Raw genomic sequence first — 14,038 nt, 5'->3', positions numbered from 1 at the left:
ATTCGCTGATCTAGTACGTCAGCGCGTCGGACAGGGACCGCTGCCAGTACGACACGGCGGCGCCGTCGTCGGCGAACGTGCCGCCCGGCGCCGTCACCGTCGTGCTGCTCTCCTGCGTCAGGCTGACGCGGATCGTCCGCACCGTGTGCCCGTTGGTGTCCGGCCCCGGCTCCCCGGTCAGCAGCACCGAGGCGTAGCCGGACTCGCCGGGCGCCAGCGTGACCACGGCCTGCGGCTTGCTGTCCTCCATGATCCTGATCGGCGCCTGCGGGTCGTCGAAGCCGACGAAGGGCGCGTTCAGGGCGTTGCAGGGGCGGCTGCCGACGTTGGTGACCGTGAGCACCAGGTGGTTGATCGGGCGGCTCACCTTGCTCGCGACGACCTTGGTGTTCCCCGCCGTGCAGGTGACCGTACGCGCCTCGGTCCCGGTCCCGGTCCCGGTCTGCTTCGTGGGCTTGGGCGTGGACGCCGGCTTGGGCGCTGCGGTGGTCGGTGCCTTGGTCGTCGGCGCCTCCGAAGGCACCTCGGACGGCGCCTCCGACGGCGTCTGCGACGCCGGCTTCGGCGTCGTGTTCACCGGGAGGTCGGACGACTGGCAGGCCGTGAGGGCGAGCGCCGCGGCCACGGCGGCGGCGGGCAGGGCGAGGCGGCGGGCGACGGTACGCATGAGGGTTCCCCCGTGAGATTCGGTGTCGGTCAGTGACTGTGGAGAAGGGCCATCACGATCGCCGTGCAGGCGATCAGCACCGCGATGGCGACGGTGTCGGTGACCCGTCCGTTCGGCATGCCCACCACAGTGCGGGGCGACGTGACTCCGTGTCGACCGACACGGGACAATGAGGGACGCTGGAACGCTCACACAGCCTGTGACCTGGGGAAAGACCAAGCCCCTGGAATGCGTTCCTGGGACGCGGTACGAGCGGACGGGGGACCTGCATGGGTATGGGGGACGGCTTCGCGGAGCAGATGCGCGGGCTCAAGGAGCGATCCGGACTCAGTTACGGGGCGCTCGCCAAGCGCCTGCACGTCAGCACCTCCACCCTTCACCGCTACTGCAACGGCGACGCCGTCCCGGCCGAGTTCGCGCCCGTGGAACGGCTCGGGCGGCTCTGCGGCGCCTCCCGCGACGAGCTCATGGACCTGCACCGCGCCTGGATCCTCGCGGACGAGGCCCGGAGGGCACCCGTACGGGCCGACTCCGACTCCGACGCCGAAGAGCCGGAACCGGAAGCGCCGGGACCGGAAGCTCTGGGACCGGAACCCGGGCCGGGACCCGCACCCGCACCTGCACCCGAGCCCGTCGTCCTCGCCGCCCCCGCGCCAGCGCCTGCCCGCAAGCGGCGCCCCAGGGCCGGCCTCATCGCCGCCGTCGCCCTCGTCGCGCTCGCCGTACCCGCCACCTACCTCGTCGGCCGGGTCACCGCCGACCCGAAGAGCGCGGACACCGACGGCGCGGGCTCCGTCCCCGCCGCCGAGGCCCCGCTGAGCGTCGGCATCAGCTCGTACAACTGGGCCGAGCCCTGCGGCCAGTACTTCCTCCTCGGGCAGGACCCCGGACACGTACCGCCGCCGCCCGCGCCCCAGGACTCCCGCAGCTGGGCGCGCTCGCTCGACGGGATCGACGGCGGGCACATGCAGCTCCAGCTCACGGTGACCGGCCGCACCCAGGCGCCCGTGGTGCTCAGCGCCCTGCATGTGCGCGTGGTGGAGCGGGGCGAGCCGCTGGACCGGTTCGCGTACTCGATGGGCGACGGCTGCGGCGGCGGGATCACCCCGCAGACCTTCGACATCGACCTCGACGCGCCCCGGCCGTACGTGAAGCCGGTCGCCGGGCACGACGGGGACCGGGTGGTGCCGGCGAAGGACTTCCCGTACCAGGTCGCCACCGGCGACGCCCAGGTCCTCGATCTCGATGTGCACACCGAGCGGAACGCCGCCACCTGGTACCTGGAGCTGGACTGGAGCAGCGGCGACGCGAAGGGCCGGATCCGGGTGGACGACGGCGGACAGCCGTTCCGCACCAGCGCGATCGAGGGCCGGCCGGTCTACGGCTACTGGCCCGACAAGGGCGAGTGGGTGAAACAGTGACGGCCCCGCCGTGGGGTGGGGCCGTCATCCTGTACGCACGTCCGTGCCGGTGAGCGTCAGAGGCGCTCGGGCGTCCGGATGCCGAGCAGGGCCATGCCCTGGTGGAGGGTCCGGGCCGTCAGGTCGCAGAGGAAGAGACGGTTCTCCGCGACCTCCTGCGGCGGCTCCGGCTTGATGACCGGGCACTGGTCGTAGAACGTCGTGTACAGCGACGCCAGCTGGTAGAGGTACGCGGCCAGCTTGTGCGGCGCGTACTCCTCCGCGGTCTCCAGGACGAGCTCGCCGAACGAGTCCAGGTGCAGGCCGAGCGCACGCTCCGCCGGGGCCAGGGCCAGCTCCGGGTGGGCGAGCGGAGTGCGGTCGCCCGCCTTGCCGAAGATCGACTTGATGCGCGCGTACGCGTACTGGAGGTAGACCGACGTGTCGCCGTTGAGCGAGACCATCTGGTCCAGGTCGAACTTGTAGTCCCGAGCGGCCGAGGTCGACAGGTCGGCGTACTTCACCGCGCCGATGCCGACGTACTGGCCGTTCTCGACGATCTCCGACTCCGTCAAGCCCACCTTCTCGGCCTTCTCGCGGACGACCGCCGTCGCCCGCTCCACGGCCTCGTCCAGCAGGTCCACCAGCCGCACGGTCTCGCCCTCACGGGTCTTGAACGGCTTGCCGTCCTTGCCGAGGACCGTGCCGAAGGCCAGCTGGTGGGCCTTCACCTCGTCGTTCAGCCAGCCGGCCCGGCGGGCCGTCTCGAAGACCATCTTGAAGTGCAGCGACTGGCGGGCGTCCACCACGTACAACAGGGTCGACGCCTTCAGGTTCTGCACCCGGTCACGGATCGCGGACAGGTCCGTCGCCGCGTAGCCGAAGCCGCCGTCGGACTTCTGGACGATCAGCGGGACCGGGTTGCCCTCCGGGCCCTTGATGTCGTCGAAGAACACGCACAGCGCGCCCTCGGAGCGGACGGCCACGCCCGACTCCTCCAGGATCCGGCAGGTCTCCTGGAGCATGTCGTTGTAGCCCGACTCGCCGACGATGTCGGGGTCGCGGATGTCCATGTCGAGCTTCTCGAAGACCGAGTAGAAGTAGATCTTCGACTCGTCGATGAACCGCTGCCACAGGGCCAGGGTCTGCTCGTCGCCCGCCTGCAGGTCGACGACCCGCGCGCGGGCCCGCGTCTTGAACTCCTCGTCGGAGTCGAAGAGCGCGCGCGACGCCTTGTACAGCCGGTTCAGGTTGGACATGGCCTCCTCGCCGGAGACCTCCGCGCCCGCGCCCTCACCCTCGGCCTTGTGGTCCAGCTCGTGCGGGTGCTCGATCAGGTACTGGATGAGCATGCCGAACTGGGTGCCCCAGTCGCCGATGTGGTGGCGGCGGACCACCTGCTCGCCGGTGAACTCCAGGATCTCGACCATCGCCGCGCCGATCACGGCCGACCGCAGGTGCCCGACGTGCATCTCCTTTGCCACGTTCGGCTGGGCGTAGTCGATCACCGTCGTGCCGGCGGCCTCGTTGAACGGCACGCCGAGGCGCGCGTCGGCGGCACGGGCCGCCAGGGTGTTCACGATCGCCGCGTCGGACACGGTGATGTTGAGGAAGCCGGGACCCGAGACCTCGATGTCCTTCAGGACGTCATTGGCCGGGATCGCCTCGACGACCTTGGTCGCCAGCTCGCGCGGGTTGCCCTTGAGCTGCTTGGCGAGCGCCAGGATGCCGTTGGCCTGGAAGTCGGCCCGGTCGCTTCGTCGCAGCAGCGGATCGGCGGACCCGGCCTCCGGCAGGGCTGCCGCGAGACCTTCCGCGAGGCGCTGCTGCACGGTCGAAGCGAGGGAAGGGACCGAGGCCATGAGCTTCCGTTCTCCTGTGAGGGGCTGAGGGGGAGTCTTACGGGCTATTTCGCTTGTGCAAGTGTCCCACGGGTGGGCAACGTGTTTTCTCCTCCTGTGGACAAGCCCCGGCTCGGGAAGATCCGGAAGTTCCGGCCTGTGGACAACCTCGGAGTGTCTCGTTCCGTCTGGGACAATGACTGACGTAAGGCTGTAAGGCTCCGAGAGAACCAAGGAAGAAGGACGAACCGACCGTGGCTCAGAGCAGCACCGAGACCGACTGGGTCTCCCGTTTCGCGGACGAGGTCATCGCCGAGTCGGAGCGACGTGCGCCTGGCAAACCGGTCGTCGTCGCGTCCGGCCTCTCCCCGTCCGGCCCGATCCACCTGGGCAACCTCCGCGAGGTCATGACCCCGCACCTGGTCGCCGACGAGATCCGCCGCCGGGGCCACGAGGTCCGCCACCTCATCTCCTGGGACGACTACGACCGCTACCGCAAGGTGCCGAACGGCGTCGCGGGCGTCGACGAGACCTGGGCCGAGCACATCGGCAAGCCGCTGACCTCCGTCCCGGCCCCGGCCGGCTCGGCGCACCCGAACTGGGCCGAGCACTTCAAGGCCGCCATGGTCGAGGCGCTCGCCGAGCTCGGCGTGGAGTACGACCCGATCAGCCAGACCGAGCAGTACACCTCCGGTGTCTACCGCGAGCAGGTCCTGCACGCGATGCGCCACCGCGGCGACATCGACGCCATCCTCGACCAGTACCGGACGAAGAAGGCGCCCAAGAAGCAGTCCCAGAAGCCGGTCGACGAGGCCGAGCTGGAGGCCGCCGAGGGCTCCGGCGCGGCCGGCGAGGACGACGGCTCCGGCGGCGGCGCGGGCTACTTCCCGTACAAGCCCTACTGCGGGCAGTGCGAGAAGGACCTCACCACCGTCACCGCCTACGACGACGAGACCACCGAGCTCTCCTACACCTGCTCCTCCTGCGGCTTCGCCGAGACCGTCAAGCTCAGCGAGTTCAACCGCGGCAAGCTGGTCTGGAAGGTCGACTGGCCCATGCGCTGGGCGTACGAGGGCGTCATCTTCGAGCCCTCCGGCGTCGACCACTCCTCGCCCGGCTCGTCCTTCCAGGTCGGCGGCCAGATCGTCGGCATCTTCGACGGCGTCCAGCCGATCGGCCCCATGTACGCGTTCGTCGGCATCAGCGGCATGGCCAAGATGTCCTCGTCCCGCGGCGGCGTGCCCACCCCGGCCGACGCCCTGCAGATCATGGAACCGCAGCTGCTGCGCTGGCTCTACGCCCGCCGCCGGCCCAACCAGTCCTTCAAGATCGCCTTCGACCAGGAGATCCAGCGGCTGTACGACGAGTGGGACAAGCTGGAGGCCAAGGTCGCCGACGGCTCCGTCCTCCCGGCCGACGCCGCCGCGTACGGGCGCGCCGCCCGCACCGCGGCCGGCGAGCTGCCGCGCACCCCGCGCCCGCTGCCGTACCGCACGCTGGCCTCCGTCATGGACATCACCGCCGGCCACGACGAGCAGACCCTGCGCATCCTCACCGAGCTCGACCCGGAGAACCCGGTCGTCTCGCTCGACGAGGTCCGCCCGCGGCTCGACCGCGCCGAGAACTGGATCACCACCCAGGTCCCGGCCGACCAGCGCACCATCGTCCGCGACGAGCCCGACGCCGAGCTCCTCGGCTCGCTCGACGACGAGGGCCGCGAGTCGCTGCGCCTCCTCCTGGAGGGCCTCGACACCCACTGGTCCCTCGACGGCCTGACCACCCTGGTCTACGGCGTCCCGAAGGTCATGGCCGGCCTCGACCCCGAGGCCAAGCCCACCCCGGAGCTCAAGCTGGCCCAGCGCTCCTTCTTCGCGCTGCTCTACAAGCTCCTGGTGAGCCGCGAGACGGGCCCGCGCCTGCCCACACTGCTCCTCGCGGTGGGCGCGGACCGGGTCAGGAAGCTGCTGGCCGCGTAACGCCACATGACGGAGGGCCGCCACCCGCAGCACGGGTGACGGCCCTCCGTCATGCGGTCCGTCCGGTCAGGCGATGTGGTTGTCCGCCATCTCCTGGTCGAGGCGCTGACGCACCACGGGCATGATCTGACGCAGCATCGCCACGCTGCGCGGGTGCCGCATCTCGTACCGCTCCGCGAGCAGTATGTCGACCTGGTCGATCGTGGGGTACTGCTGGTTCTCCTGCGTGAACTCCCACATGGCCTTGTAGACCGCTTCCTCGAACGCCTCGGCCGAGGGCTCCGGCTCCACGTACTCCGGGTACGGGACGAACTCCTCCGGACCCGTCGCCGGAGGGATGTCCTCCGGGCCGAGCGGGACCGGCACCGGGGTCGGCTCCAGGCCCTCCACGATGTTCGGGTTGTAGGTGCCCTCGTACGCCTCCGGCGTCACCTGCGGGGCGTCGAACCAAGGGCTCTCATGGTTCACCTGGACCGGCACCGGCACCGGCACCGGCATCTGCATCTGCGCCTGGTCCGGCTGCCCCGGCTGCCCGGGCACCTGCTGGGGCACCATCTGCTGGGGCCCCGCCTGCTGCGGCACCGTCGCCGTCCCCGGCTGCATCTGCGCCTGCATCTGCGCCTGTGCCTGCATCATTTGCATCATCTGAGCGGACATCTGCGCCTGCGCCTGCACGGGAGCCTGCGCGGGGGCCTGCTCTAGCTCCGGGGTGACCGGAGCCGGGGGCAGCAGCACCGGTTCCACACCCGCCGCCGCAAGCCCCGCCGCCGCCGTCTCCGCGAGCGGCACACCGAACTTCGCGAGCCGCAGCGGCATCAGCGCCTCCACCGGCGCCTTACGCCGCCACATGCGCCCGTAACGCGCCTGCAGCCGCGCCTGGTAGACCAGCCGCTCCTGCTCCAGCTTGATCACCTGCTCGTACGAGCGCAGCTCCCACAGCTTCATCCGCCGCCACAGCCGGAACGTCGGGATCGGCGACAGCAGCCAGCGCGTCAGCCGCACGCCCTCCATGTGCTTGTCGGCCGTGATGTCCGCGATCCGGCCCACCGCATGCCGCGCCGCCTCCACCGCGACCACGAACAGCACCGGGATCACCGCGTGCATGCCCACACCCAACGGGTCCGGCCACGCCGCCGCGCCGTTGAACGCGATCGTCGCCGCCGTCAGCACCCACGCCGTCTGCCGCAGCAGCGGGAACGGGATACGGATCCACGTCAGCAGCAGGTCGAGCGCGAGCAGCACACAGATGCCCGCGTCGATGCCGATCGGGAAGAAGTACGAGAAGTTCCCGAAGCCCTTGTCGACGGCGAGCTCGCGCACCGCGGCGTACGAGCCGGCGAAACCGATGCCGGCGATGATCACCGCGCCCGCGACGACCAGGCCGATGAGTATCCGGTGCGTGCGTGTCAGCTGCATCGCGGCCACCCGCGATCCCTCCCGTCGTTCGACATCTCGCGGGCACAGACTGGCACATGTGCGCGGAGCCCGGCCCTCTGGGGAGGACCGGGCTCCGGAACCAATCCGGCCAAACGCCTACTTGTTGGCCGCCTCGACGGCCGCGACCGCCTCCTTGGCGGCCTTCAGCGCACCGTCCGCGATCGTCTTGTCGGACGGGGTGTCCGCCCCCGCGTAGCCGGCGCCGTTGTACGAGAGCAGCAGCACGACATTGCCCGTACGGGCGACCACCGAGGCGTACGTGAAGTCCTCGTCGGTCTTGCGCAGCGTGTACGTCACGGTGTCGGCCTGCTCGCCGACACCCGCGGTCTGCGTCGTCCTCAGCTTCTTCGCGCCCTCGGTGGCCTGGACCTTGGCCAGCTCCTTGGCGTAGTTCTCCGCGGCCCGCTCCTGGCCGCTGCCGAGCGTCGCGTCCGACTCGTAGCGGTAGAAGGAGACGTCGAGCCAGCGGTACTGCGAGCCCTTGGTGCCCTTGTCCTCCAGGCCGTTCCACGAGCAGCCGCCGCGGCTGGCGGAGTCGCTGGAGGCGGCCTCCGTGCCGTTCTTGTTCTTCACCTTCGGCACGAGGCTCTCGACCGTCTTCGCCGAGACGGACTTGCAGATCTCCGGCAGCTTCCCGAACTTCGCGGGCTCCACCTTCTTCGTCGGCTGCGTCGACTGCGGCGCCGCCGAGGACGACGAACCGGCCTTGTCCGGGGTGCCCGAGCCGCCCTTGCCGCCGGAGTCCGATCCGGAGGAGCAACCGGCGGCGACGAGCATCACCGGGACGGCGGCGCAGGCGAGTATGCGGGAGAGTCGCTGGGCAGATCGCTGCATGGTTCCTTCAGTCGTTTGTCGTACGGCCCGGGGCGCCTGAGCACGTCCGGCCGGCCGACGGCCGGCTGCCGACGGGCGGATACGCCGACACGTTACGTGGTCCCGCCCCGCTCACGGAGCGGGTCCGGGTGGCTACTCCTCAAGGCGCTCGGCGAGCAGCCGGGCCAGATTCCGGGCCTTTTCCTGCAGTTCCCTGCTGTCCGGCAGCTCCGCGGAGGCGGTCGTCTGCTCCTCGTAGGACACCGTCACGATGACGTTCGATGTGCGGAACACCACGCTGACGAGCCTCTTGGCGCCGGACGGGCCGGTGGTGGAGAGGGTGTCGTCGACGAACGCGACATCGCCGAGACCGTCGAGAGTGCGGGGCTCAAGGCCGGTGGTGGGGGAGACGGGCGTGGTGGGCGTGGTGGGCGCGGCCGGGGCCGTGCTGCCCTGGGGGCCCTGGGGCAGCTGAGGTGCCTGAGGGCCCTGGGGCTGGTGACCGGCCAGGGCGGAGGTGGCGCCGCCGCCGGCGGGCGTCGCGGGCGGGGGCGCGGTGGCGGTCGGCGTGGCCGGTGAGGTAGCCGGCGCGGTCGGCTGCGCGGTGGGCGCCGGTGCGATGCCCGCGGCCGCCTGCTTGCGCCCGTACACCTCCTGCGCACGGTCGTCGTCGCTGACCGCCGGGTCGTACGAGACCACCCGCTCGATGTCCAGGCTCAGCCGGTGCGTGGCGTCGGGCGCGTCGGACTTCCAGCCGCAGCCCACCCGCCGGTCGGTGTCGAAGGTGGCGGCCGCGTCACCGCGGTACGTCCGGTCGCGATCCGCCTCCGGCAGCCCGGCGGCCCCCGGCAGCAGATCCTTCAGCGTCGCCCGCGGCACGGCGCCGCACGGATCGAACAGCGTGCGGTAGCGGCCGGGCGGCGCGGTGACGGTGGCGGGACCCGCCTTCGAGTCGACCGCCTCCTTGTCCGTGGTGGTGCCGGAGGAACAGCCCGTCAGGCCGATACCGAGACCCAGGGCGAGGGCGACCGCGGACACCACCGCGGACCCGGACCGACCCTGCACGCGCCCCGGTCCGTACGCCTTGCGCTGCACGATCCCAGGCTCCCTTCTCCGGGAGGCGTCCCCCGAAAACCGATTGCCGCGCCGCATGGCGCGGTGAACACAATGTGTATCGCACACGCCGCCGTTGATGCCGGTCCGCAGTCACCTGTACGGGCTTTGGCTCCGGTTTTTGCGTTATCAGACTTTTTGGGGGAATCGAGGGGCTATGTCGTACGTAGAGGTACCGGGCGCGAAGGTGCCCATCCGGATGTGGACCGATCCGGGCTCCGTCGAGGACGGCGCGATGCGCCAGCTGCAGAACGTCGCGACGCTGCCCTGGATCAAGGGCCTCGCCGTGATGCCCGACGTGCACTACGGCAAGGGCGCCACGGTCGGCTCCGTGATCGCCATGCGCGACGCGGTCTGCCCGGCGGCGGTGGGCGTGGACATCGGCTGCGGCATGTCGGCCGTCAAGACCTCCCTGACCGCGAACGACCTGCCGGGCGACCTCTCGCGACTGCGCTCCAAGATCGAGCAGGCGATCCCGGTGGGTCGGGGGATGCACCGCGAGGCGGTGGACCCGGCGCGGCTGTTCCAGTTCCCGACGGCGGGGTGGGGCGACTTCTGGTCGCGGTTTGACACGGTGGCGGATCCGGTGAAGTTCCGCCGGGAGCGGGCTGAAAAGCAGATTGGGACGCTCGGCAGCGGAAATCACTACTGCGAAGTTTGCATCGATGGCCAAGGGTTTGTCTGGCTCATGCTGCACTCCGGCTCCCGCAATATCGGCAAGGAGCTCGCCGAATACCACATGGGCGTGGCGCAGAAACTGCCGCACAACCAGGGCTTGGTCGACCGCGACCTCGCGGTGTTCATCGCGGACACCCCGCAGATGGCGGCCTACCGGAACGACCTGTTCTGGGCGCAGGAGTACGCCAGGTACAACCGCGCGATCATGATGGCGCTGTTCCAGGAGGTCGTCCGCCGGGAGTTCCGCAAAGCGAAGGTCAGCTTCGAGCCGGTGATCTCCTGCCACCACAACTACGTGGCGGAGGAGCGGTACGAGGGAATGGACGTGCTTGTCACTCGCAAGGGCGCGATCCGGGCCGGCTCGGGCGAGTTCGGCATCATCCCGGGCTCCATGGGCACCAGCTCGTACATCGTGAAGGGGCTCGGCAACGAGGCCGCGTTCAATTCGGCCTCGCACGGCGCGGGTCGCCGGATGAGCCGCAGCGAGGCGAAGCGGCGGTTCACGACCAGGGACCTGGAGGAGCAGACCCGGGGCGTCGAGTGCCGGAAGGACGCCGGTGTGCTGGACGAGATCCCTGGTGCTTACAAGCCGATCGAGAAGGTGATGGAGCAGCAGCGGGACCTGGTCGAGGTGGTCGCCAAGCTGAAGCAGGTCGTGAACGTGAAGGGCTGAGACGAGATGCCGAGAGGGCCGATGCGTGCGCATCGGCCCTATTCATGCGGTGCGGGGGTCAGTCCTTTTTCAGAAGGCGCCAACGGCGCAGATTGCAGGACCGGTGGGTCCGGCCGAGTGCTGCGGCGGCATCATCGATCGTTGCTGCTTCGAGCAGGATCCGGTCTTCCAGTGGAGTCCACGTGCGCCGCTGGCGAGGCGGAGCCATGTCGGCCGGGCGTTGCCAGGCGCTGACTTCCGTCGCTGCGGCCTTCTTGCGGTCGAGGGCGAGTGCGCCGGGCGTGTAGAGGTGCTGTGCGAGTGCCACGCCAGCTTCCTGCATGTACGTCACGTTGTAGATGCTGTCGCGCTTGTTGCGGCCAGGTAGCTTCCGGATTCCCAGAGTCCGATTGGTGTAGTGGGCCGAGCTCGTTGAGCGTTGTGCGGGCTTCCAGGGCGCACAGGCTCCAGGTGGCCGTGTGGCTGACTTCGGCGAAGTTCGTCGCCCGGGTGCGTTGGGTGATGCTGCTGTTGTACGGCGTGAGTCGCTGGAACTCTTCCAGGATCGCGATGTCGCGGGCGTTGATCTCGACGGTCAGCCTGCCCCTGAGCCTTGTTCCTTGGGCGAGGTGTCCGTCGGCCTGGAGGAAGCCGAACATGTAGGCGTAGTCGGGGTTTTCCAGGTCCATGAAGGAACTGGCGGGCGCTGCGAGGTCGAAGAGCGTCGGCGCGTTAGGGTCGTATTCAGCCATGGGAAGTCGCCTCTTCCTGATGGTGAGGCTCTCGGTCGGGACGGCTATCCCGACCGAGGGCCGTTCTGTATGGGGTTGTTTCGACCGTAGGTCGGGCGTTCGACCGGCGTTGGGGCTTTCTGGGTGGTTCACCCGAACGAGTCAGGTCGTCGGGTGGCCTGCGGGGTTCGTGCGGTCGGACTGGCTGGAGAAGCGGTTGAGGAAGACGTCGTAGCGGCCGTCCGGGCGGAGGGCGGCTGTGGCGCCGTCCTGCCAGATGCCGTTCTCGTCCCACCACTGGGAGCCGACCGGGTCGCCCTGGTTCTGGTGCACGTTGTGCATGCCGAGGTCGCCTTCGGGGTCGTCGGTGAAGGGCTCGCCGAAGACGAGGATCCGGCGTCCTGTGACCAGCATCGGTTCGAGGGCGGTGGCCGCTTCGACGTTGGAGCCGGCCTGCCAGGGGTGTGAGCCGAAGAGGTCGAGCAGGTCCTGGAGCCAGGACGGGGGGCGGCGCTGGAAGAGGACGCCGGAGTGGTCCACCAGGGCCGGGTGGCGCAGATAGTCCAGGGCGCCGGAGTCCGGCGCGGGTGCCAGGTCGTGGTAGCCGGGCGGGAGGGCCGCGGCCGGGCCGAGCGCGGTGGCGTCCAGGACGAGGCGCTTCCACTGCACGCCCACGTTGGACTTGTGGCTGTCGACGTCGACCGCGCAGTGGTAGCGCCCGGCCGGCGCGTCCACCTCCAGGTTGATGTGGAACCAGCGGCCCTGGTTGTCCGGCTGGTCGCGGTAGTGGTGGTGGAGGGATCCCGTGAGCACGCCGTAGTGAGCGAAGGGCATGCGGTCAGTGAAGCAGCCGGAGCGTCTCGCGGCCCGGCGGCGCTCCGTGCGCCGCCGGGTGACGGGTGGCGGCGGTCAGAGCTCGCGGTGGACCTTGGTGTTGGAGGCCTGGGCGCGGGGGCGGACGACGAGGAGGTCGATGTTGACGTGCGGGGGGCGGGTGCAGGCCCAGGTGATGGTGTCGGCGACGTCGTCCGCGGTGAGCGGCTCGGCCACGCCCGCGTAGACCTTGGCGGCCTTCTCGGTGTCGCCGCGGAAGCGGGTGGTGGCGAACTCGTCGGTCTTGACCATGCCGGGGGCGATCTCGATGACGCGGACCGGGGTGCCGACGATCTCCAGGCGGAGGGTCTCGGCGAGGACGCGGGCGCCGTTCTTGGCGGCGACGTAGCCCGCGCCGCCCTCGTAGGTGGCGTGGCCGGCGGTGGAGGAGACGACGACCACCGTGCCGTCGCCGCTCGCGGTGAGGGCGGGGAGCAGGGCCTGGGTGAGGTTGAGCGTGCCGATGACGTTGACCTCGTACATCCGGCGCCAGTCCTCGGGGTCGCCGGTGGCGACGGGGTCGGCGCCGAGGGCGCCGCCGGCGTTGTTGACGAGGACCGCGAGGGTGCCGAACGCGGTGGCGAACTCGTCGACGGCGGCGCGGTCGGTGACGTCCAGGGCGTATGCGGTGGCCTGGTGGCCGGTCTCGTTGAGCTCGGCGGCGAGGGCTTCGATGCGGTCCTTGCGGCGGGCGGTGAGGACGACGCGGTAGCCGGCGGCGGCGAGCTGTCGGGCGGTGGCCGCGCCGATGCCGCTGCTCGCTCCGGTGACGACGGCGATGGGCTTGCCGGGGGCGGTCATGACGGGCTCCTCGCGCGGGTGGTCGGTGGGGCTGGTGGCTGGCGTGGTCAGGATAGGCGGGGGCAGGTCAGCGGCTGCGCGGGGCCCACATGATCACGGCCATGCCGGCCAGGCAGATCAGTGCGCCGGTGACGTCCCAGCGGTCGGGGCGGTATCTGTCGGCGACCATGCCCCAGGCGAGCGATCCGGCCACGAACACGCCGCCGTAGGCGGCGAGGATGCGGCCGAACTGGGCGTCGGGCTGGAGTGTGGCGACGAAGCCGTAGATGCCGAGGGTGATGACGCCGGCGCCGATCCAGGCCCAGCCGCGGTGTTCGCGTACGCCCTGCCAGACGAGCCAGGCGCCGCCGATCTCGAAGAGCGCGGCGACGGCGAACAGGGCGGCGGAGCGGGCGATGAGCATGGGGGTCAGGGTGTCATGGGCGGTGGGGGCGGGGTTCGGTGCGAGGACACGCGGCGACGAGTACTGACGGGTAGTCAGAATATATGCGGATCAATCGGTATCTTCGGTGCATGAGTGCGATGCGTAAGGCCCTGCTCGGTACGGCCCTGGCGGCCGCCCTGGTGACCGGCGCCGGGACCGCGGCCCAGGCCGCGGCCGGTGCGAGGACGGCGGCCGGGTCCGAGGCGGACCTGGCCCACCACGGGCATGCCTCCCTCTGGGAGGGCCGGCTGGGGGTGCGGCTGGTGAGCGAGAACCACGGTCCGTCGGACGTCTCCCAGGCGACCGTCCGGCTCGCCTTCTCCGCCCCCATGGCGGGCGGGCAGGAGCTGCCGCCGGCCTGCCTGTGGAGCAGCGACCGGGTGATCTCCTGCCGCACGGGCGAGCTGCGGGCGGCCGGTGCGACCGGCGAACTCGCGCTCGACCTGCGGACCGCGGGCAGTCCGGAGGAGCTGACGGTCGACATCCGCACGGCCTGGTGCGACGGCGCCACCGACCGCAACCCGAGCAACGACCGGCACAGCGTCCTGGTCCTGGCGACCGGCGACCCGTACGTCTTCTGAGCCCGCGCGGACCTTCCGGGGCCGTGGCCCGCCGCGTCGCGGTGCCGTGGG

The 14,038-nt window shown here is 70.6% G+C and carries 13 protein-coding genes; 4 read left to right on the top strand and 9 right to left on the bottom strand.

The window, feature by feature from the left end:
• Positions 1-10: 10 nt before the first annotated feature.
• Entirely contained in the window at positions 11-667 is a 657-nt protein-coding gene (locus tag AB0C73_RS26410; RefSeq protein WP_362534727.1) for a DUF4232 domain-containing protein, read from the bottom strand.
• A 269-nt stretch (positions 668-936) separates the two neighbouring features.
• Here AB0C73_RS26410 and AB0C73_RS26405 point away from each other — a divergent pair, with 269 nt between their 5' ends.
• Positions 937-2,088, top strand: coding sequence for a helix-turn-helix transcriptional regulator (locus AB0C73_RS26405; protein WP_362534725.1), 1,152 nt, complete (start codon positions 937-939; stop codon positions 2,086-2,088).
• Positions 2,089-2,144: 56 nt separating this feature from the next.
• Here the strand turns inward: AB0C73_RS26405 and argS are convergent, their stop codons facing one another.
• Entirely contained in the window at positions 2,145-3,929 is a 1,785-nt protein-coding gene (gene argS, locus AB0C73_RS26400; RefSeq protein ID WP_362534723.1) for an arginine--tRNA ligase, read from the bottom strand.
• Positions 3,930-4,162: 233 nt separating this feature from the next.
• Between argS and lysS the strand changes: the two genes are divergently transcribed.
• Positions 4,163-5,884 carry a lysine--tRNA ligase gene (gene lysS, locus AB0C73_RS26395; RefSeq protein ID WP_362534721.1) on the top strand — a complete coding sequence of 574 codons (1,722 nt, stop codon included), beginning with the start codon at positions 4,163-4,165 and terminating at the stop codon, positions 5,882-5,884.
• 66 nt (positions 5,885-5,950) lie between these two features.
• Here the strand turns inward: lysS and AB0C73_RS26390 are convergent, their stop codons facing one another.
• From AB0C73_RS26390 to AB0C73_RS26380, 3 genes are all read right to left on the bottom strand, one after another.
• On the bottom strand, positions 5,951-7,309 hold the full coding sequence (locus AB0C73_RS26390; protein ID WP_362534718.1) for a DUF2637 domain-containing protein: 1,359 nt from the start codon (positions 7,307-7,309) through the stop codon (positions 5,951-5,953).
• Positions 7,310-7,417: 108 nt separating this feature from the next.
• The gene (locus tag AB0C73_RS26385; RefSeq protein ID WP_362534715.1) at positions 7,418-8,155 is read right to left on the bottom strand and encodes a DUF3558 domain-containing protein; all 738 of its coding nucleotides are present in this window, start codon (positions 8,153-8,155) and stop codon (positions 7,418-7,420) included.
• Positions 8,156-8,287: 132 nt separating this feature from the next.
• Positions 8,288-9,229 carry a DUF3558 domain-containing protein gene (locus tag AB0C73_RS26380; RefSeq protein ID WP_362534712.1) on the bottom strand — a complete coding sequence of 314 codons (942 nt, stop codon included), beginning with the start codon at positions 9,227-9,229 and terminating at the stop codon, positions 8,288-8,290.
• Positions 9,230-9,404: 175 nt separating this feature from the next.
• Between AB0C73_RS26380 and AB0C73_RS26375 the strand changes: the two genes are divergently transcribed.
• Positions 9,405-10,598, top strand: a complete 1,194-nt coding sequence (locus AB0C73_RS26375; RefSeq protein WP_362534709.1) for an RtcB family protein — start codon at positions 9,405-9,407, stop codon at positions 10,596-10,598.
• Positions 10,599-10,656: 58 nt separating this feature from the next.
• Here AB0C73_RS26375 and AB0C73_RS26370 read toward each other — a convergent pair whose 3' ends face one another.
• From AB0C73_RS26370 to AB0C73_RS26355, 4 genes are all read right to left on the bottom strand, one after another.
• Entirely contained in the window at positions 10,657-10,929 is a 273-nt protein-coding gene (locus AB0C73_RS26370; protein ID WP_362534706.1) for a hypothetical protein, read from the bottom strand.
• A 541-nt stretch (positions 10,930-11,470) separates the two neighbouring features.
• Positions 11,471-12,142 carry a DUF2278 family protein gene (locus AB0C73_RS26365; RefSeq protein WP_362534704.1) on the bottom strand — a complete coding sequence of 224 codons (672 nt, stop codon included), beginning with the start codon at positions 12,140-12,142 and terminating at the stop codon, positions 11,471-11,473.
• A 75-nt stretch (positions 12,143-12,217) separates the two neighbouring features.
• Positions 12,218-12,982 (bottom strand): SDR family NAD(P)-dependent oxidoreductase, encoded by a 765-nt coding sequence (locus tag AB0C73_RS26360; protein ID WP_362534702.1) that lies wholly within the window; start codon positions 12,980-12,982, stop codon positions 12,218-12,220.
• 67 nt (positions 12,983-13,049) lie between these two features.
• A complete protein-coding gene (locus tag AB0C73_RS26355) occupies positions 13,050-13,385 on the bottom strand; it encodes a YnfA family protein (protein WP_362534700.1) in 336 nt (111 codons plus the stop codon).
• A 110-nt stretch (positions 13,386-13,495) separates the two neighbouring features.
• Between AB0C73_RS26355 and AB0C73_RS26350 the strand changes: the two genes are divergently transcribed.
• Positions 13,496-13,987 carry a hypothetical protein gene (locus tag AB0C73_RS26350; protein WP_362534697.1) on the top strand — a complete coding sequence of 164 codons (492 nt, stop codon included), beginning with the start codon at positions 13,496-13,498 and terminating at the stop codon, positions 13,985-13,987.
• Positions 13,988-14,038 lie beyond the last annotated feature (51 nt).

The organism is Streptomyces sp. NPDC048623, from assembly GCF_040650755.1.
Lineage (GTDB): Bacteria > Actinomycetota > Actinomycetes > Streptomycetales > Streptomycetaceae > Streptomyces.
The sequence above is the reverse complement of the archived record's forward strand: the minus strand, read 5'-3'. Positions and strand labels throughout refer to the sequence as shown.

Excerpts from the sequence above, each read along its gene's own strand:
- AB0C73_RS26365 (WP_362534704.1), bottom strand. The coding sequence starts at position 12,142 with ATGCCCTTCGCTCACTACGGCGTGCTCACGGGATCCCTCCACCACCAC.
- argS (WP_362534723.1), bottom strand. The coding sequence starts at position 3,929 with ATGGCCTCGGTCCCTTCCCTCGCTTCGACCGTGCAGCAGCGCCTCGCG.
- AB0C73_RS26410 (WP_362534727.1), bottom strand. The coding sequence starts at position 667 with ATGCGTACCGTCGCCCGCCGCCTCGCCCTGCCCGCCGCCGCCGTGGCC.
- AB0C73_RS26375 (WP_362534709.1), top strand. The coding sequence starts at position 9,405 with ATGTCGTACGTAGAGGTACCGGGCGCGAAGGTGCCCATCCGGATGTGG.
- AB0C73_RS26355 (WP_362534700.1), bottom strand. The coding sequence starts at position 13,385 with ATGCTCATCGCCCGCTCCGCCGCCCTGTTCGCCGTCGCCGCGCTCTTC.
- AB0C73_RS26405 (WP_362534725.1), top strand. The coding sequence starts at position 937 with ATGGGTATGGGGGACGGCTTCGCGGAGCAGATGCGCGGGCTCAAGGAG.
- AB0C73_RS26350 (WP_362534697.1), top strand. The coding sequence starts at position 13,496 with ATGAGTGCGATGCGTAAGGCCCTGCTCGGTACGGCCCTGGCGGCCGCC.
- AB0C73_RS26385 (WP_362534715.1), bottom strand. The coding sequence starts at position 8,155 with ATGCAGCGATCTGCCCAGCGACTCTCCCGCATACTCGCCTGCGCCGCC.
- AB0C73_RS26360 (WP_362534702.1), bottom strand. The coding sequence starts at position 12,982 with ATGACCGCCCCCGGCAAGCCCATCGCCGTCGTCACCGGAGCGAGCAGC.